Here is a 17,534-nt window from a genome sequence, read left to right as displayed (position 1 = left end):
ACTGATGGTGCGGTTCCGCCGCCGCACCGCCAGTGACCGATGGTGTGGTTCCGCCGCACACAGGGCGGGACCACACCATCGGCCCCACATAGGGCGCCGGTGTCACACCACCCGATTGCGCCCCTCCCAGTACGGATCGCGCAGCCGCCGCTTGTACAGCTTCCCGTTCGGATCGCGGGGCATCGTCTCGATGAAGTCGACGCTCTTGGGGCGCTTGTAGCTCGCGAGCTGCCGTTCGCAGTGGTCGAGAATGTCCGCGGCGAGGGCGGCGCCCGGCTCGTGTCCGGGAGCGGGCTCGACCACGGCCTTGACCTGCTCACCCCAGTCGTCGTGCGGGATACCGAAGGCGGCCGCGTCGGCGACGGCGGGGTGGGCGAGCAGCACGGCCTCGATCTCAGCCGGGTAGATGTTGACCCCACCCGAGATGATCATGTCGATCTTGCGGTCGCGGAGGAAGAGATAGCCGTCCTCGTCGAGGAGACCTAGGTCGCCGACGGTGAAGAAGTCACCGATGCGGTTCTTCCTCGTCTTGGTCTCGTCCTTGTGGTACGAGAACCCGCCGGTGCTCATCTTCATGTAGACGGTGCCGAGTTCACCGGGCGGCAGCCTGTTGCCGTCGTCGTCGAAGACGGCGAGTTCGCTGATCGGCCAGGCCTTGCCGACCGTGCCGGGCTTCTTGAGCCAGTCCTCGGCGGTCGCGAAGGCCCCGCCGCCCTCGCTGGCCGCGTAGTACTCCTCGACGCTGTCGCCCCACCACTCGATCATGGCCCGCTTCACATGGTCCGGGCACGGGGCCGCGCCATGGATCGCGTGCCGCATGGAGGAGACGTCGTAGCGGGCCCTCACCTCGTCGGGGAGTGCCAGCAGCCGATGGAACTGGGTCGGGACCATATGGGTGTGCGTGCACTGGTGTGCGTCGATAACACGGAGCATCTCCTCGGGCGTCCACTTGTCCATCAGCACCAGACGGTGGCCGATGTGCAGGGACGCGCCCGCGAACTGGAGGACGGCGGTGTGGTAGAGCGGCGAGCAGACGAGGTGCACATTGTCGTCGTACGGCTTGATGCCGAAGATGCCGAGGAAGCCGCCGAGATACGTCTCCTCGGGGAGCTTGCCGGGCAGCGGGCGCCGGATTCCGCGCGGGCGGCCCGTGGTGCCCGAGGTGTAGTTCATGACCCAGCCGAGCGAGCGGTCCTCCGGCGCCGACTCGGCTTGTCCGTCAAGGAGTTCGGTGTACGGCCGGAAGCCTTCGACCTCGCCGACGGCGTAGCGGTGCGTGTTTGGAAGCTTGGCCTCGTCGGCGGCGTGACGTGCGGCGTCCACGAACCGCTCGTGCGCGATGAGCACCTTGGCGCCCGAGTCGGCGACGATCCAGGCGATCTCGGGGCCGACGAGGTGGTGGTTGACGGGAACGAGGTAGAAGCCCGCCTGTGAGGCGGCGAGGTAGGCGACGAAGAACTCGACGCTGTTGGGCAGGACGACCGCGAAGGCGTCCCCGCGTGCGAGGCCGGCGCCGCGCAGTCCATGGACCAGTTGGTTGGCCGAGGCGTGCAGCCGGCCGGCGCTCCATTCCTCTCCTGCCGGGGTGACGAGGACCGTTCGCTCCGGGTCGGCGGCGGCCTGGGCCCAGAAGCCGTTCGGCGGCGCACTCTCAGCCTTGCTCACGACTGATCTCCCCTTCCGGCGATGCGGTTGATCCGGTCGACGGCGTGCTCGAACCCCCGGGTCAGGTCGTCGAAGACCTCCTGGACACTGCGTTCGCTGTTCATCCGGCCGACGATCTGCCCGACGGGTGTGCCGAGCAGCGGCTCCACCTCGTACTTCTGGATCCGGGAGAGCGCATCGGCCACGAGCAGCCCCTGCAAGGGCATGGGAAGCGTGCCGGGCCCGCTCGGGTCGTCCCAGGCGTCGGTCCACTCGGTGCGCAGTTGCCGTGCCGGTTTCCCGGTCAGCGCGCGTGAGCGGACCGTGTCGCCGGATCCGGCGGCGAGCAGCTTCCGTGTGACGCCGCGCGAGTGCATCTCGGCCTCTGTCACGGTCAGCCACATGGAGCCGAGCCACACACCCTGGGCGCCGAGACTGAGCGCGGCGGCCACCTGCTGTCCGCTGCCGATGCCACCGGCCGCGAGGACGGGCAACGGGTCGACGGCGTCCACGACCTCCGGTGTGAGCACCATCGAGGCGATCTCCCCTGTATGGCCGCCCGCCTCGTAGCCCTGCGCGACGACGATGTCGATGCCGGCCTCGGCGTGCTTGCGGGCGTGCCGGGCGCTGCCCGCGAGCGCGGCGACGAGCACCCCGCGCTCATGGGCGCGCTCGACGACATCGACGGGCGGCGAACCGAGCGCGTTGGCCAGCAGCTTGATCGGGTAGTCGAAGGCGACGTCCAGCTGATTGCGGGCGACCTGCTCCATCCACCCGGTGATACGCCACCCGGACACCTCGCCCTCGGCGAGTTCGGGCACGCCGTACTTGGCCAGGGTGTCCCTGACGTACTGCCGATGCCCTTCGGGGATCATCGCCTCGACGTCGGCTTCAGTCAGTGTCTGATTGTCCGGGGCCTCGACCTTCTTGGCCGGCATGACGACATCCAGGCCGTAGGGCATGCCGTCGACGTTCGCCTCGATCCAGTCGAGGTCGCGTTTGAGGTCGTCGGGGGCGGTGTAGCGGACCGCTCCGAGCACACCGAATCCGCCCGCCCTGCTGATGGCCGCGACGACGGCGGGAAACGGTGTGAAGCCGAAGATGGCGTGCTCGACTCCCAGTCTGTTGCTCAGCTCCGTCTGCATGGCCGCAGGATGCCGCAGTCCTCCGGCCGAGGGAAGACCTTTTCTGATGCTCCGTCAGATTTACCGGAACCGCCTGCCACGGTTGACACACCACTCCCCTGACAGGAAAGTTTCACCCCGCACAGCGAACCCGGAAAGATACTTTCAGGCGGCGCGGCGGGAGACTCCTCGATGACCGAAGAAGCAGTGGGCAGCTCGGCCGGCGGCCCGACCCGTCGTCAACTGGGCAGACGGGTGCTGGCCTTGGGCGGCGCGCTGGCCATCGCCCCCTTCCCCGCAGGGCCCGCGGGGGCCTCCGAGGGAAACGGTGGCGGACGGCCGACACTGCGGCACGGATCGCCGGAGCGTGCCGGACTACTGGCGGGCCATCTGCGCCAACTGGTCCTCGACGCGGAGGCGTTCCTCGGCCCCTCCCCCAAGCACCCCTGGTACGCGGGTGCCGTACTTCTCGCCGGGCGCGGCGGCATCGTGGCCCTGCATCAGCCGATCGGCATGGCGGTGCGCTATGCGGCGTACGACGAGAAGACCGATACCGGCGTCGAGTTCCCCGCCCAGCAGCAGATCCCGGCGGCCGAGGACACCGTCTACGACCTCGCCTCCGTATCGAAGCTGTTCACCTCGATCCTCGCCGTCCAGCAGATCGAGCGGGGCGCGCTGGAGCTGACGGCGACGGTCGCCTCGTACCTCCCGGAGTTCACGGCCGCGGGCAAGCAGGACATCACGATCCGTCAGCTCCTCACCCACACCTCGGGTTTCCGCGCCTGGATCCCCCTCTACAGCGCGCCGACCTACGAGGGAAAGCTCCAACTCATCTGGAACGAGGCGCCGCTCAACGCACCGGGCACCAAGTACCTCTACTCGGACCTGAATCTGATCTCGCTCCAGCTCGTCCTGGAGAAGATCACGGGCCGCACCCTCGACACCCTCCTCCGCGAGGAGATCACCGCCCCGCTCGGCATGCACCGCACCCGCTACAACCCGCCCGCCTCCTGGAAGCCGAAGATCGCCGCCACCGAGGACGCGCGGCTGCCCTGGTCGGGGCTGAATCGCGGGCTGGTGTGGGGCGAGGTGCACGACGAGAACGCGTACTCCCTGGGCGGGGTGGCCGGCCACGCGGGCGTGTTCTCCTGCGCCTGGGACCTGGCGATCCTCGGCCGGGCGCTGCTCAACGGCGGTGCGTACGGCAGGGCGCGCATCCTGGAGCCGGAGACGGTGGACCTGATGTTCACCGACTTCAACACCGCCTTCCCCGGCGACGAGCACGGCCTCGGCTTCGAGCTCTACCAGCACTGGTACATGGGCGCCATGGCCACCCCGCGCACCGCCGGCCACACCGGCTTCACCGGCACCTCACTCGTCCTCGACCCGACGACCGACTCCTTCCTGATCGTCCTCGGCAACTCCGTTCATCCCGTGCGCAGTTGGCGATCCGGCTCCGCTCCCCGGGTCGCCACGGCGAACAACCTGGCGCGCGCCGTTCCGGTACGGCCCGCGCGGGGCCGTACGTCCTGGTTCTCCGGGACGGCGAGCGCGACGACGGCCACGCTGGCCCTGCCCGTACTCGACACCGGCGCCGGTCCGGCACGCCTGCGCTGCGCCCTGTGGTGGGACACCGAACCCCAGTCGGACCTCCTCTTCCTGGAGGCCTCCACCGACAGCGGCGCGACCTGGCAGCCGGTTCCCTTCACGACGGCTGCCCCACACGTCGACGAACCGCAGGAGCACCCGACCGGCTCGGTCACCGGCTGGTCGGGACGGGTATGGCACCGGCTCACCGCGGACCTCCCGCAGTCGCGGCAGCTCAGCACCCGCTGGCGGTACAGGACCGACCAGCTGTACGTCGGTCGCGGCGCGTACGTCGACGGACTCCGGGTCGAGTCCGGCGACCGGGTCGTGTTCGACGAGGCGCGACCGGCGGACGCCGCACGGATCGAGGCGGTGGGCTGGGTGGAGTCCGGCGACTGAGGCCGCCACAGGGCTTCCCCAGCCGCTGAAGCCCCTAGCGGAGGCCCCCGGGCTCCCGCTCCTCCAGCACGGCCATCGCCGCGTTGTGCCCAGGCACCCCGCTCACTCCGCCGCCGCGCACCGCGCCCGCCCCGCACAGCAGGACGTTCGCGTGCCGGGTCTCCACGCCCCAGCGGCCCGTGCCCTCCTGCGCGTAGGGGAAGGCGAGGTCGCGGTGGAAGATGTTGCCGCCGGGCAGCCGCAGGTCGCGTTCCAGGTCGAGCGGGGTCTTCGCCTCGATGCAGGGGCGGCCGTCGACGTCGGTGGCCAGGCAGGAGACGAGCGGCTCGGCGAGGTGGGCGTCCAGCTGCGCCACGGTCGACTTCAGCAGTTCATCGCGTACGCCGTCGTTGTCGCGCGCGAAGAGCCGGGCCGGCGTGTGGAGTCCGAAGAGCGTGAGGGTCTGGTAGCCCTGCTCGACCAGGTCCCGGCCGAGGATGCTCGGGTCGGTGAGTGAGTGGCAGTAGATCTCGGAGGGCGGCGCGGTGGGCAGCTCACCGGACGCGGCCTGCGCGTGGGCGGTGGCCAACTGCTCGTAACCCTCGGCGATGTGGAAGGTCCCGGAGAACGCCTCGCGGGGGTCGACGGAGGTGTCGCGCAGCCTCGGCAGCCGCTTGAGGAGCATGTTCACCTTGAGCTGGGCACCCTCGGCGGGGGCGGGCGGTTCGTCGCCGGTGAGGCGTGCGAGCTCCTGTGGCGAGGCGTTCACCAGGACGTGCCGGGTCGCGATGACGCCTTCGCCGTCCGCGCTCCGGTAGGTGACCTCAGCGGCCCGCCCGTCCGTCTCGATCCGCACCGCCTCATGCCCGGTCGCGATCACGACGCCCGCGTTGCGCGCCGTCGTGGCGATCGCGTCCGTCAGGGCGCCCATACCGCCGACCGGCACGTCCCAGGCGCCGGTGCCGCCTCCGATCACGTGGTAGAGGAAGCAGCGGTTCTGCCGCAGTGAGGGGTCGTGGGCGTCCGCGAAGGTCCCGATGAGGGCGTCGGTGAGGACGACACCGCGTACGAGGTCGTCCGCGAAGTACTCCTCCACCGCGGCCCCGACCGGCTCCTCGAAGAGAACCCGCCACGCCTCCTCGTCGTCGACACGCCGACGCAGCTCGTCCCGCGTCGGCAAGGGCTCCGTGAGCGTCGGGAACACCCGCTGGGCCACGCGGCCCGTCATGCCGTAGAACCGCTGCCACGCCGCGTACTCGCTGTCCGATCCGGTCAACCGCGCGAACGCCTCGCGGGTACGCCGCTCGCCACCGCCGACGAGCAGCCCGGTCGGCTTTCCGTCCCGCTCGACGGGCGTGTACGAGGAAACGGTGCGCCCACGTACCCGGAAGTCCAGCCCGAGATCCCGCACGATCTTCCGCGGCAGCAGGCTGACCAGGTACGAGTAGCGCGACAGGCGTGCGTCGACCCCGGCGAACGGCCGCGTGGACACGGCGGCGCCGCCGGTAGTCCCCAGGCGCTCCAGCACCAGCACCGACCGCCCGGCCCGGGCCAGGTAGGCAGCGGCGACGAGCCCGTTGTGGCCCCCGCCGACGATCACGGCGTCGTATCCCTCGAGTGCAGGCATGGTTCTTGGTAGCACGCGATGATCTACGACGGCCAGAGCTACGCGGCAGCCGGCGGGCACCCGTATGGGGCGACGCCCCGCAGGGGCGCGGGGAACTGCGTGACAAGCCCCCACAGCCCGCAGCAGACAAACGACCCAGGGGGGTCTGGGGCGCAGCCCCAGAGAGATGGGACGGGTAGGGGCGGCGGGGGCGAAAACCCACTACCCCAACCCCTCACTGCCCCCCGGACGCCCTCTGCTGCCGCAACGCCGCCACCCTCCGGTACAGCTCCACAGCCTCCTGACGACGCCCCAACTGCTCAAGACAGTGCGCCTCGTCGTTACGACTGGCGAGCGCATCGGGATGGTCGGCACCGAGGACACGCTCGCGTGCGGACGCCACCCCGCGGTACTCGGCGAGCGCGTCGGCCCAGCGCCCGAGCCAGCCGAGGCCGACGGCGACCTCGCGCCGGCTGACGAGGGTGTCGGGGTGATCGGCGCCGAGGACACGCTCGCGGATGGCGTGCACGTCGCGGGACTCCGCGAGGGCCTCCTCCCAGCGCCCCATCCGGCCGAGGTTGACGCCGAGGCCGTGCCGGGCGCGCAGGGTCTCGGGGTGCGCGGTGCCATGCACCCGGGTGCGGTCGTCGATCAGGTCGCGATACAGCTCAAGGGCCTGCGCGCTGCGGCCGAGACGGCCGAGGCTGATGCCGACCTCGTAGCGTGCGGCGAGCGTGTCCGGGTGATCGGGGCCCAGTGCCTGCGCGCGGGCCTCGGCCACCTCCCGGTAGGTGTGCAGCGCTTCGGGCCAGCGTCCCAACTGGCCGAGCGCGTAGGCGACTTCGTACCGGGTGACGAGCGTGTCGGGGTGCGCCGCGCCCAACACCCGGGCACGGGCGGACGCCACCTCGCTCGCCATCCGGTACGAGTCCTCCAGCCGGCCGAGTCTGCTCAGGTTGAAGGCGAGGTTGTGGCGGCAGCGCAGAGTGTCCGGGTGATCGGCGCCCATGGCACGCTCCCGGGCGGCGAGCACGGACGTATAGGCCTGGTGCGCCTCGAAATGGCGGCCCAACTGTCCGAGCACGTAAGCCATTTCCTGCCGTGCGGCGAGCGTGTCGGCGTGGTCGGGGCCGAGCACCCGCTCCCTGGTCTGGGCGACATGCGCGTACTCGCGCAGCGCCTCGGCGGGGCGTCCGGTGCGGCTGAGGGTGAACCCGACCTCGTAACGACTGGCCAGCGCGTCGGGGTGATCGGGCCCGAGGACGTGTTCCCGCTCGGCGGCGACCGCGCGGTGCACCTCGCCCGCCTCGGTCCACCGGCCGAGCCGCCCGAGGCTCAGTCCCGCGTTGTGCCGCCCGGCCAGGGCGGTGACCACCTCCGGCGAGGGAGTGGGGCGTTCGGTGCGCTCGAGCTCCCGCGCCATAGCCGTGGACGGACGCGCGATCCACTCGCCGGTGAGACCCGCGGAGGCGTCCGGCGGTGTGACGCGCAGCCCGGAGCCGGTCGCCTTGTGGCCCGTGGTCATGCCGCTGGTCCAGGAGGGCAGCCGGGACTCGCGCGACGGCGGCTGCCCGGGGCGTGACTGAACCGAGGGCGCCAACGGACGCTGTTCCGAGGCTACTTGTCGTACGACGGGACTCACCACGGTCGGCACGTACATCCCGGTCGTGCGGCCCGCGCTGATGCGGCGGCCGAGTTCGCGGGCGTCCTGCGGGCGCTCCTCGGGCTCCTTGGCGAGCAGATCCAGAATGATCTTCTCGAAGTACTCGGGGAGTTCGGCCCGGTGCCGACGCGGTGGTTCCGGCGGCGTGTCCCGGTGGCCGACGAGAACCGCCCACGCGTCGTCGAGGTCGAACGGCGGCGCACCGGTGGCGATTTCGTAGAGCACGCACCCGAAGGAGTACAGGTCGCTGCGCTGGTCGACCTCGGTTCCGCTGATCTGTTCCGGCGACATGTAGTGCGGGGTGCCCATCGCGATACCGGTGCCGGTCAGCCGCGAGGTGAACCCGATGTCGTGGCCGAGGCGCGCGATGCCGAAGTCGCAGATCTTCACCGTGCCGTCGGAGAGCCGCATGATGTTCGCGGGCTTCAGGTCGCGGTGCACGATGCCCTGTTGATGGGTGTAGGCGAGGGCCGCGGCCACCTGGTCGGCGACATCGACGACGTCGGCGACCGGAAGCGGGTGCTGCTTGTTGTCCTCCAGAAGCTGGCTGAGGTTCCGCCCTTCCAGTAGCTCCATCACCAGATACAGCACGCCGTCGGACTCACCGAAGTCATGGACGACCGTCACCCCGCGGTGCTGGAGGGCGGCGGCCACCCTGGCCTCACGCCGGAACCGCTCCCGCAGCACGCGGGTGAAGGACTGATCGTGGTGCGGGCCAAGGGGCTTGAGGCACTTGACCGCGACCTGCCGGCCCAGCGATTCGTCCCGCGCCCGCCACACCTCACCCATACCGCCGCGCCCTATGAGATCGAGCAACCGGTACCGGCCCTGGATCAGTCTGGTCTCCGCCATCTCCTGCGACCGCCCCCGTCGATGCTCACCCCGCACCCTCCCCCGCCCGTCCAGTATGGCGAGTTATCTGTCGACTTTGTACGGCGCCGGGCGGGAGCCGGGGCCGAGTCGTGACATGGCGGTCAGAATGTGTTTGGGCGGAAGTTGCCAGCGCAGACGTGCGGGAACGCAGCGCAGCATGGTGCCCGTGACACGCAGGCGCCGCGTCACCACGGCGGGGGACGGGGCCGTCCTGCCGTACAACTCGTGGGCGTACGGCGGCAAAGAGGCGTACGCCAGCCGCGCCACGCGCCTCCACAGCAGGGCGCGCGCCGGTACGAGCAACGGGTGGGTCGGCGGGCGCAACAGGAAGTCGTCCACGTCCCGCGCCTCCGACCCAGCCACCAGCTCGGGCCGCACCCTCTCGAAGTATTCGGCCAGTTGGGCCTGGTCCGCGGGTACGTCGCCGGGGGCGAGCCCCACCAGCCGTGCGCTGACCCGGTGTTCACCGATGTAGCGGTCGGCCTGCGCGTCGGTGAGGCGGAACCCCGAGCGCCGCACGACGTGCAGATAGGAGTCGATCTCCGCGCAGTGCACCCACAGCAGCAGCTCGGGCTCGTCGATCCGATACCGCTCTCCCGTCTCCGGGTCCGCCGCTGTGAGCATCGTGTGAATCTTCCGTACGCGCACCCCTGCCTTCTCAGCGGCTTCACTCGTCCCGTACGTCGTCGTCCCCACGAAGTGCGCGGTGCGCATCAGCCGGCCCCACGCGTCGCGCCGGAAGTCCGAGTTCTGCATGACTCCCCGCACCGCGCGCGGGTGGAGCGCCTGCAGATAGAGCGCGCGGATTCCGGCGACCCACATCATCGGGTCGCCGTGCATCTGCCAGGTCACCGAATCCGGCGTGAAGAGTCCCGGATCACCCGCCTGAAAGGCCTCCACACCAGCAGTGTGACCGCTCTTCCCAGTCGGTACCAGCAACCGCGTCCGACCTGCGGTCATGCCATCAAGAGCGCGGCGCCTTCCCTCGCGCACGCCGTGCGTGGGTGCCCCCTGAGGCGGCTACTCGGCGGCGGTCTTCGGCTCGATCATCCGGCGGGCGGCCTCGACGACCGCCGAGCGGTGCAGGGCCAGCCGCTGCGACGACCAGGACTGGCTGACCTCCTGAGGGTCGACGCCCTCGGCGGCCCAGAACCACGCCTGGGCCGCGGCGAGAACCAAGGTCAGGAGATCGGCGGGCTCCATCTCCTGGGCGACCTCGCCGCGTCGCTGCGCCTCGGCCACTTCTGCCGCTTTGTGCCGGAAGGCATCCGGTTCGATTCCGGTGACGGAGGGGCGTTCCAGCAGTTTCCATAGCCGCAGGCGCATCAGATCCGGCCGGGCGACGAGGTGATCGAAGATCGCGCCTGCGTATCCAGGCAGGTCGTGGACGTCGAACGGCACCGACTCGGCACCAGCCGTCATGGCCCGTAGCAGAACCTCATCGAACAACTGCTCCTTGTTGCCGAAGTAGGCGTAGATCAGCCGCTTGTTCGCCCCCGCGGACTCCGCGATCCGGTCCACTCGGGCACCGGCGATGCCGTAAGCGGCGAATTCGCTGAAGGCGGCGTCGAGCAGCCGGGCCTTGGTGGCGCTGGAATCCCGTGGCATGCGTGCCACCGTAGCAAGTAACTATCTAGTTATTGACACAGGTGGATCACGGGCCTACGGTTAAGTATCTATCCAGTTAGTTACAGATGAGAGGGATGTATATGGAACGCCGCGCACTGGGCAGCCAGGGGCTGACCGTCGGCGCCCAAGGTCTTGGTTGTATGGGTATGAGCGTGTTCTACGGCGCCGCCGACGAGGCCGCGTCGCTGGCCACCATCGACCGCGCGCTGGAGCTCGGCGTCACCGTGCTGGACACCGCCGAGAGCTACGGCCCCTTCCTCAACGAGCGGCTTGTGGGCAAGGCGCTGGCGGGGCGCCGGGAGGCCGCGGTGGTCGCGACCAAGACCGGCATCGAGATCACCGACGAAGGCCGGATGCTCGACCTCAACGGCCGGCCCGAGTACGTCCGCCGGGCCCTGGAACGCTCGCTGCGGCACCTGGACACCGACCACGTCGACCTGTACTACCTGCACCGCATCGACCCCAAGACGCCCATCGAGGAAACCGTCGGCGCCCTGGCCGAACTGGTCGCCGAAGGCAAGGTCCGCCACATCGGCCTGTGCGAGGCCTCCGCACCGACCATCCGGCGCGCCCACGCCGTCCACCCGCTCACCGCCGTGCAGACCGAGTACTCGCTCTTCGAGCGCGGCATCGAACTGGACGGGGTACGCGACACGCTCCAGGAGCTGGGGATCGGCCTGGTCGCCTACTCCCCGCTGGGACGCGGCTTCCTGTCCGGCGCGATCACCAGCCCCGACGACTTCGCCGACGACGACTGGCGCCGGACCGACCCCCGCTTCCAGGGCAAGAACTTCGACCGCAACCTGGACGTCGTCCGCGAGGTCCGCCGCATCGCCTCCGCCAAGGACGTCACCCCCTCCCGGCTGGCCCTCGCCTGGGTCCTGCACCAGGGCGCGGTCGCCATCCCCGGCACCAAGCGCCGTCGCTACCTGGAGGAGAACGTCACCGCGACCGAGGTGACCCTCACCATCGACGACATCGCCGCGATCGAGGCAGCGGCCCCGCACGGCGTGGTCACCGGCGACCGCTACGCACCCGAGTTCATGGGCACGCTCAACGGCTGACAGCCGACCGGCGCCTCACAAGATCCCATCACGGGGATCCCATCACGGGACCAAACCCCCGTACCCCGCACAGACCCAAGCCCCTCACGTCTCGAAAGGCTCCCCCATGCCCCAGCCGGCCGCACGGTCCCAGATCACCATCGGCGAGACGACGATCACCTATCTCCCCGACGGTTTCGGCGCACACAATCCAGACGTCCTGTTCCCCGGCGTGGACTGGACTACGCGACCCGGTTTCCTCGAGGACGGGCAGCTCATCCTCTCGTTCGGATCCTTCTTGATACGCGCCGGGGGCCGACGGATCCTCGTGGACCTGGCCGTGGGGAAGATCGACGTGGACGTGCCCGGCATCGCTCAGCTCAAGGGCGGTTCACTTCTGCGGAACCTCGCCGAGGAAGGGCTGTCCGCCGACGACATCGACACGGTGGTGTACACCCACCTGCACCTCGATCACGTCGGCTGGACGAGCGATGTCGCACCGCTCCCGAACGCGCCCGCGACGGACTCCCCCACGGGCCTCACCTTCGCCCGGGCGCGCCACCTCATGTCGGAGGACGAGTGGCGGTACTGGTCGACGAGGTCGGCGGTCATGGGCGGACCGGACGCCGAGGCGGTGCTGAAGCCGCTCGACGGCGTCGTCGAGTTCGTCAGGAGCGGCGACAGCATCGCTCCCGGAGTGACTGTCGAGGCCACCCCGGGTCATACCCCCGGACACCTGGCGATCGTCGTACGGGACCCGTCGTGCGGCAGCACCGAATCGGTCTGCATCGTGGGAGACATCCTGCACTCCCCGGCTCAGGTCGGTGACCCTGATCTGGTGTTCTCCTCCGACGTCGCTCCGGACCAGGCCCGAGCGGTGCGCGACCACGTGCTCCGGCGGCCGGACACCGTGATCGCCGCCGGGCACTTCACCGACGACGTGTTCGGCCGTGTCACGCCGGTGGGCGACGCTCACGCCTGGGCTCCCGTCGGCGGCCCCCCGTCTTCCCGGTAGCTCCACCGGACGTGCCGTCCCGGGTACGACCCGGCCGCCCTTGCGACCAACTCCCATCACCGAGGCACCGCGACGCGATCGGCAACTGAGCCGAACACCTTACGGCCCTCGCATTTCCCAAGTTGCTCACATTCAGGAGGTTCACCTCATGTCCGTACCTCAGACGCCCAACAAGTTCGGGGCAAGCACAACTGCCGCCGAGGCAATCGACGGCGCCGACCTGCACGGCCGCCGAGCCGTGGTGACCGGAGCCAGTTCCGGCATCGGGGTGGAGACGGCCCGGACGCTCGCAGCGGCGGGCGCCGATGTCACCCTGGCCGTGCGGGACACCGACGCGGGCGCCCGCGTGGTGGCGCGCCTGGAGGCAGAACTGCCGCCCAAATCCAGACAGTTGACGGTGGGTCGGCTCGACCTGGCCGACCGGTCGACGGTCGCGGCGTTCGTGGCCGCCTGGCAGGGACCGTTGCACATCCTCGTCAACAATGCGGGAGTGATGGCCACGCCGGAACTCACTCGCACGCCTGAAGGCCGGGAATGGCAGTTCGGCGTCAACCACCTGGGCCACTTCGCCCTCGCCACGGGCCTCCACCCAGCACTCGCGGCGGCGGACGGCGCACGGATCGTCTCGGTGAGTTCCATCGGCCACCTCTTCTCGCCGGTCGTCTTCGACGACCTGGACTACCGCTTCCGCCCCTACGACCCCTGGACCTCCTACGGGCAGTCGAAGACCGCCAACGCCCTGTTCGCCGTCGGTGCCGCCGAGCGCTGGGCCGACGACGGCATCACCGCCAACGCTCTGATGCCGGGAAACATCGCGGACACGTCCCTGGCCCGGCACATGGACCTTCAGCAGGTCGCCGACTTCATCGCCTCGGGCGAACTCGCGCTGCCGCCGCAGAAGACCGTGGAGCAGGGCGCCTCGACCTCGGTGCTGTTGGCCGCCTCACCAACGGTTGAGGGCATCACCGGCCGCTACTTCGAGGACTGTGCACAGGCCGAACCGGTCACCGAACGAGCCGGTGCCGTCGCCGGTGTCGCGCCGTACGCCGTGGATCCGGAGAACGCGGCCCGGCTGTGGGACGTGTCCGAGGGTCTCGTCCGCTAGAGCTGCACGCCGCCGACATGAGTTGGCGACACCATCAGTGGACCGGCAGCGGCGTCAGCTTTGGCGCTGCCGAGGAACGTTCCCGCACCGTGGTCAGCCGCGACGCGCGGCGGCGTAGGTGCGTTCGAGTTCCGCGACCGTGGCGAGGAAGCCGGCACCCTCGGTCCTGCTCAGGGTGTCGGTAGCGAGCCGGTCGAGGCTGGCCCACAGCTCGGCGAGCGGCCGGCGGAACGCCTCACCGTTGTCGGCGAGGGAGACGATGACGGCTCGGCGGTCATGCTGTGCGGGTGCTCGGGTGAGGAGCCCGGCGTCTTCCATACGGCGGATCGATCGCGAGACCGTGGAGTGGTCGAGCCCCACCGCTTGCTGGATCTCAGCCTGCGTCTGGCCGTCCCTGTCGAAGAGCTGCATGAGGATGAGTTCCTGGCCGGGGTGCAGGCCAAGCTTCAGCAGGAGCTCAGCGCCGTAACCGTGCAGTTCACGGGAGAGGGCGAAGAGCCCGAAGCTGACCGGGGCGCAGTCGACGAGACTCGGTCGAGGCATCACCGGGTCAGGCTTCGCGGCTGGCATGGCGCTCCTCGGGATTTGCGGGCCAGGTGTACGCGTCTGACCACTGATACGGACGGAACTCAGCGCCCCGGGTGCGACCTGGACTGGGAATACTGTAATCGCCGCGGAGCGTTGCCCATCGGCCCCCGCGGGTCTCCGGCTGCCACGGAGAGATCATCCCCTACGAACCCCCAGCTCGATCCCCATTGACTTTCTGTGGCTAGACACGTAATTATGTGTCTAGCCACAGATTCGGGCGGAGGCTCCCCCTCCGGCGAATCAGCCCAGGTGGAGGTGGCTCCCATGACCTCACATGGCAGAGACCTCTTGATCCCCAAGGGTCCCGGCCTTGCACCACCCACCCCACCAGTGCTCCGATTCACGATTGGTTGGAACGAACAATGAGCGAAACACTCACCGCCGCGGATCTGCTCCAGCGCAGCCTGGACACCTTCCTCGCCAAGGACATGAAGGGCTGGGCGGACCTGTGCGACGAGAATGTCGTCCTCGAGTTCCCCTTCGCCCCCGCGGGCAGCCCCGCCCGACTTGAGGGTAGGACCGCCACCTACGAGTACCTGCGCGGCTACCCCGACCTCATCGACGTGCACCGGATCACATCACTGCGCATCTACTCGACCGACGACCCGAACGTGGCCGTCGCGGACTGGAGTGTCACCGGTCGCGTCCTGACCAACGGGAACGCCTACGAGATGAGTTACGCCACCTTCGTGACATTCAAGGACGGCCTCATCGTCAAGTACCGCGAGTACTGGGACCCGATGGCGTTCACCACCGCACTGAGCGGCGCGGCTTTCTAGGCCGAGTAGACGCTGCCCCGCCCCGCCCCGCCCCGCCCTGCCTTGCCTTGCCTTGCCTTGCCTCGTCGAGGTAGGGCAGGGCAGGGCAGTACGACATCGCCCTGGGCGGGGGCCACCCGCACTGAAGAGGCATGAATCACCCCACTCGCCCCAAAAAGGCAGATAAAGGTCTCTCGGTTCTTACGAAACGCGGACATCGACCGAGCGGCCGGGATCGAGCGGAACGGTCGCACGCGCGTGGTGCGAGGCTGGTGGCATGCAGAAACCTGATGCCGCGCCGACCGACGCCCTCCGTGTCCTCGTCGTGGACGACGACCTCACCGTCGCCGAGGTCGTCACGGGTTATCTCGACCGCGCCGGTTACACCGTGGACCGCGCCGAGGACGGCCCCTCGGCCCTGGAGTGTGCCGCGCGTCACTGGCCCGACCTGGTGGTCCTCGACCTGATGCTGCCCGGCATGGATGGCCTGGAGGTCTGCCGCAGGCTGCGCGCCACGGGGCCGGTGCCGGTGGTCATGCTCACCGCCCGCGGTGATGAGGACGACCGCATCCTGGGGCTTGAGATAGGGGCCGACGACTACGTCACCAAGCCGTTCAGCCCCCGCGAACTCGTCCTGCGCGTCGAGTCCGTGCTGCGCCGCACCGCCGCCTCGGCACCCGGCAGGCCCGCAGTTCCGCTTCGGGTGGCCGGACTCGCACTCGACGCGGCTGCCCGCCGCGCCAGCAAGGATGGCGTTGAACTCACCCTGACCAACCGGGAGTTCGATCTGCTGGCCTTTTTCCTGCGCCACTCCGGGCAGGTGTTCACCCGCGAGGAGCTGATGCACGAGGTGTGGGGCTGGGAGTTCGGCGACCTGTCGACGGTCACGGTGCACATCCGGCGCCTGCGCGGCAAGGTCGAGGACGACCCGGCGGGCCCCCGGCTGATCCAGACGGTGTGGGGCGTGGGCTACCGCTTCGACGTACCCGACGGCAACCAGGCCGCGGGGCCTTCGGCGCAGCGTCTCCCCGCCCACCCCAACGGATCCGAAGGCTGACCGACGAACATGCAGCACATCCTCCCCATCGCCTTCTTCGCCTTCCTGGGCGCTGGGACCGCCGGTCTGCTCGGCGCCCTGGTCCTGCGACTGCTCCGGCATCGCTCGCTCACAGTGGCCCTGACCACCGTCGCAGCGGTCGCCATCCTCACCATGTTCGCGGGCACCCTCACCGTGGCCCGGAGGATGTTCCTGTCGCCGCACGACCTGAGCGTGGTCGCCATCGTTTTCACCATGGCCGCCGGCATCTCGCTCGCCACCGCACTGCTGCTCGGACGCTGGATCGTCGCCCGCAGCAACGCCCTGACCGAGGCGACCCGATCATTCGGCGACGGCGGCACCTTCGCCGCACCGCCCCATGCCGCGACCGCCGAACTCGCGGCACTGAGCCGTGAGCTGGAGTCCACCAGCGCCAAACTGGCCCTGTCCCGCGAGCGCGAACGCGCCCTGGAGAAATCCCGGCGCGAACTCGTCGCCTGGATCTCGCACGACCTGCGCACCCCGCTCGCCGGACTGCGCGCCATGTCCGAGGCCCTCGAGGACGGCGTGGCCGCCGACCCGGACCGCTATCTGCGCCAGATCCGTGCCGAGGTCGAGCGTATGAACTCCATGGTCGGCGACCTCTTCGAGCTCTCCCGCATCCACGCCGGCGCCCTCGCCCTGACCTTGTCCCGGATCTCCGTGTACGACTTGGTCGGCGACGCCCTCGCAGGGGCCGACCCGATCGCTCGCGAACACGGCGTCCGCCTCATCGGCGAGGGGATCGAGCCGATCCCGATCGAGGTCGACAGCAAGGAGATGAGCCGCGTCCTGGGCAACCTGCTGACCAACGCGATCCATCGCACCCCTGTCGACGGCACCATCGCCGTAGCCGTCGAACGCTCCCCGCAGGGCGTCGTCGTGTCCGTGACCGACGGCTGCGGGGGCATCCCCGAGGAGGATCTGTCGCGCGTCTTCGAGACGGGCTGGCGCGGAACCCACGCCCGCACACCCCCCGCCGGGGCGGGCCTTGGCCTCGCCATCGTCCGCGGCATCGTCGAGGCACACCAAGGACATGCAGCCGTACGCAATGTGGCGGGCGGCTGCCGCTTCGAGGTCACGCTGCCGGCAGTTCGGGCCTGACGGCCGCGACGGGTCTCTCTCCTGTGCCCGGAGCTCCAAAGCGATCCACGAGGATTTATCCGGATCAGGGCTCAGTCAGAAAGACGGCTCCGTCGACTGCGGCGGCGCCAGGCGAAATACACCATGCAGGCACCCCCCAGCGCCAATATGGCACCCAGTACCGCGTACTGACTCTCTCCGGACATTCCCGATCCGGTCGCGACATTGATGCCCTGAAGGAACCACAGGACTCCGACCGCCACGAAGACGATTCCAACCACAATAATCAACATAACTGCTCCTACATTTAACGACAGACAAAATACTGCACGTATATCGTCCTGGAAATCCACGGTGCGAGCC

The 17,534-nt window shown here is 69.5% G+C and carries 14 protein-coding genes; 7 read left to right on the top strand and 7 right to left on the bottom strand.

The features are described from left to right. Nucleotides 1-102: 102 nt before the first annotated feature. Nucleotides 103-1,665: an acyl-CoA synthetase gene (locus AB0N66_RS31880; RefSeq protein WP_365441538.1), complete on the bottom strand. Its 1,563-nt coding sequence runs from the start codon at nt 1,663-1,665 to the stop codon at nt 103-105. After that, nucleotides 1,662-2,789 carry a nitronate monooxygenase family protein gene (locus AB0N66_RS31875; RefSeq protein ID WP_365441536.1) on the bottom strand — a complete coding sequence of 376 codons (1,128 nt, stop codon included), beginning with the start codon at nt 2,787-2,789 and terminating at the stop codon, nt 1,662-1,664. Before AB0N66_RS31875 ends, AB0N66_RS31880 begins: the two co-directional genes overlap by 4 nt. 171 nt (nt 2,790-2,960) lie before the next feature. Here AB0N66_RS31875 and AB0N66_RS31870 point away from each other — a divergent pair, with 171 nt between their 5' ends. Beyond that, nucleotides 2,961-4,754, top strand: a complete 1,794-nt coding sequence (locus AB0N66_RS31870) for a serine hydrolase (protein WP_365441534.1) — start codon at nt 2,961-2,963, stop codon at nt 4,752-4,754. 34 nt (nt 4,755-4,788) lie between these two features. Here AB0N66_RS31870 and AB0N66_RS31865 read toward each other — a convergent pair whose 3' ends face one another. The 4 genes from AB0N66_RS31865 to AB0N66_RS31850 form a co-directional block, all read right to left on the bottom strand. After that, the gene (locus AB0N66_RS31865; RefSeq protein WP_365441532.1) at nt 4,789-6,360 is read right to left on the bottom strand and encodes an NAD(P)/FAD-dependent oxidoreductase; all 1,572 of its coding nucleotides are present in this window, start codon (nt 6,358-6,360) and stop codon (nt 4,789-4,791) included. 214 nt (nt 6,361-6,574) lie between these two features. Then, the gene (locus AB0N66_RS31860; RefSeq protein ID WP_365441530.1) at nt 6,575-8,854 is read right to left on the bottom strand and encodes a serine/threonine-protein kinase; all 2,280 of its coding nucleotides are present in this window, start codon (nt 8,852-8,854) and stop codon (nt 6,575-6,577) included. Between the two features lie 63 nt (nt 8,855-8,917). Further along, nucleotides 8,918-9,715: an oxygenase MpaB family protein gene (locus AB0N66_RS31855; protein WP_365441638.1), complete on the bottom strand. Its 798-nt coding sequence runs from the start codon at nt 9,713-9,715 to the stop codon at nt 8,918-8,920. A 180-nt stretch (nt 9,716-9,895) separates the two neighbouring features. Continuing rightward, nucleotides 9,896-10,483 (bottom strand): TetR family transcriptional regulator, encoded by a 588-nt coding sequence (locus AB0N66_RS31850; RefSeq protein ID WP_365441528.1) that lies wholly within the window; start codon nt 10,481-10,483, stop codon nt 9,896-9,898. A 101-nt stretch (nt 10,484-10,584) separates the two neighbouring features. Here AB0N66_RS31850 and AB0N66_RS31845 point away from each other — a divergent pair, with 101 nt between their 5' ends. The 3 genes from AB0N66_RS31845 to AB0N66_RS31835 all read left to right on the top strand — a co-directional run bounded on the left by AB0N66_RS31845 (nt 10,585) and on the right by AB0N66_RS31835 (nt 13,667). Next, nucleotides 10,585-11,568: an aldo/keto reductase gene (locus tag AB0N66_RS31845; protein ID WP_365441526.1), complete on the top strand. Its 984-nt coding sequence runs from the start codon at nt 10,585-10,587 to the stop codon at nt 11,566-11,568. A gap of 106 nt (nt 11,569-11,674) precedes the next feature. Further along, complete coding sequence (locus AB0N66_RS31840; protein WP_365441524.1) at nt 11,675-12,562, top strand: MBL fold metallo-hydrolase; 888 nt, start codon at nt 11,675-11,677, stop codon at nt 12,560-12,562. 148 nt (nt 12,563-12,710) lie between these two features. Next, the gene (locus AB0N66_RS31835) at nt 12,711-13,667 is read left to right on the top strand and encodes an SDR family NAD(P)-dependent oxidoreductase (protein WP_365441522.1); all 957 of its coding nucleotides are present in this window, start codon (nt 12,711-12,713) and stop codon (nt 13,665-13,667) included. Nucleotides 13,668-13,760: 93 nt separating this feature from the next. On the opposite strand, the gene AB0N66_RS31830 is transcribed toward AB0N66_RS31835, so the two are convergent. Continuing rightward, nucleotides 13,761-14,237 carry a MarR family winged helix-turn-helix transcriptional regulator gene (locus AB0N66_RS31830; RefSeq protein ID WP_365441520.1) on the bottom strand — a complete coding sequence of 159 codons (477 nt, stop codon included), beginning with the start codon at nt 14,235-14,237 and terminating at the stop codon, nt 13,761-13,763. A 380-nt stretch (nt 14,238-14,617) separates the two neighbouring features. Here AB0N66_RS31830 and AB0N66_RS31825 point away from each other — a divergent pair, with 380 nt between their 5' ends. The 3 genes from AB0N66_RS31825 to AB0N66_RS31815 all read left to right on the top strand — a co-directional run bounded on the left by AB0N66_RS31825 (nt 14,618) and on the right by AB0N66_RS31815 (nt 17,192). Next, nucleotides 14,618-15,034, top strand: coding sequence for a nuclear transport factor 2 family protein (locus AB0N66_RS31825; protein ID WP_365441519.1), 417 nt, complete (start codon nt 14,618-14,620; stop codon nt 15,032-15,034). Nucleotides 15,035-15,290: 256 nt separating this feature from the next. After that, nucleotides 15,291-16,070 (top strand): response regulator transcription factor, encoded by a 780-nt coding sequence (locus AB0N66_RS31820; RefSeq protein WP_365441517.1) that lies wholly within the window; start codon nt 15,291-15,293, stop codon nt 16,068-16,070. A 9-nt stretch (nt 16,071-16,079) separates the two neighbouring features. Then, complete coding sequence (locus AB0N66_RS31815; protein ID WP_365441515.1) at nt 16,080-17,192, top strand: HAMP domain-containing sensor histidine kinase; 1,113 nt, start codon at nt 16,080-16,082, stop codon at nt 17,190-17,192. Nucleotides 17,193-17,534 lie beyond the last annotated feature (342 nt).

The sequence above is a fragment of the Streptomyces sp. NPDC093544 genome (assembly GCF_040683495.1).
Lineage (GTDB): Bacteria > Actinomycetota > Actinomycetes > Streptomycetales > Streptomycetaceae > Streptomyces.
The sequence above is the reverse complement of the archived record's forward strand: the minus strand, read 5'-3'. Positions and strand labels throughout refer to the sequence as shown.

What these genes read in the sequence shown, in the direction of transcription:
- AB0N66_RS31850 (WP_365441528.1), bottom strand. Translation starts at nt 10,483, where the DNA reads ATGCCACGGGATTCCAGCGCCACCAAGGCCCGGCTGCTCGACGCCGCC.
- AB0N66_RS31820 (WP_365441517.1), top strand. Translation starts at nt 15,291, where the DNA reads ATGCAGAAACCTGATGCCGCGCCGACCGACGCCCTCCGTGTCCTCGTC.
- AB0N66_RS31825 (WP_365441519.1), top strand. Translation starts at nt 14,618, where the DNA reads ATGAGCGAAACACTCACCGCCGCGGATCTGCTCCAGCGCAGCCTGGAC.
- AB0N66_RS31875 (WP_365441536.1), bottom strand. Translation starts at nt 2,789, where the DNA reads ATGCAGACGGAGCTGAGCAACAGACTGGGAGTCGAGCACGCCATCTTC.
- AB0N66_RS31815 (WP_365441515.1), top strand. Translation starts at nt 16,080, where the DNA reads ATGCAGCACATCCTCCCCATCGCCTTCTTCGCCTTCCTGGGCGCTGGG.
- AB0N66_RS31845 (WP_365441526.1), top strand. Translation starts at nt 10,585, where the DNA reads ATGGAACGCCGCGCACTGGGCAGCCAGGGGCTGACCGTCGGCGCCCAA.
- AB0N66_RS31835 (WP_365441522.1), top strand. Translation starts at nt 12,711, where the DNA reads ATGTCCGTACCTCAGACGCCCAACAAGTTCGGGGCAAGCACAACTGCC.
- AB0N66_RS31860 (WP_365441530.1), bottom strand. Translation starts at nt 8,854, where the DNA reads ATGGCGGAGACCAGACTGATCCAGGGCCGGTACCGGTTGCTCGATCTC.
- AB0N66_RS31855 (WP_365441638.1), bottom strand. Translation starts at nt 9,715, where the DNA reads ATGCACGGCGACCCGATGATGTGGGTCGCCGGAATCCGCGCGCTCTAT.
- AB0N66_RS31865 (WP_365441532.1), bottom strand. Translation starts at nt 6,360, where the DNA reads ATGCCTGCACTCGAGGGATACGACGCCGTGATCGTCGGCGGGGGCCAC.
- AB0N66_RS31830 (WP_365441520.1), bottom strand. Translation starts at nt 14,237, where the DNA reads ATGCCAGCCGCGAAGCCTGACCCGGTGATGCCTCGACCGAGTCTCGTC.
- AB0N66_RS31840 (WP_365441524.1), top strand. Translation starts at nt 11,675, where the DNA reads ATGCCCCAGCCGGCCGCACGGTCCCAGATCACCATCGGCGAGACGACG.
- AB0N66_RS31870 (WP_365441534.1), top strand. Translation starts at nt 2,961, where the DNA reads ATGACCGAAGAAGCAGTGGGCAGCTCGGCCGGCGGCCCGACCCGTCGT.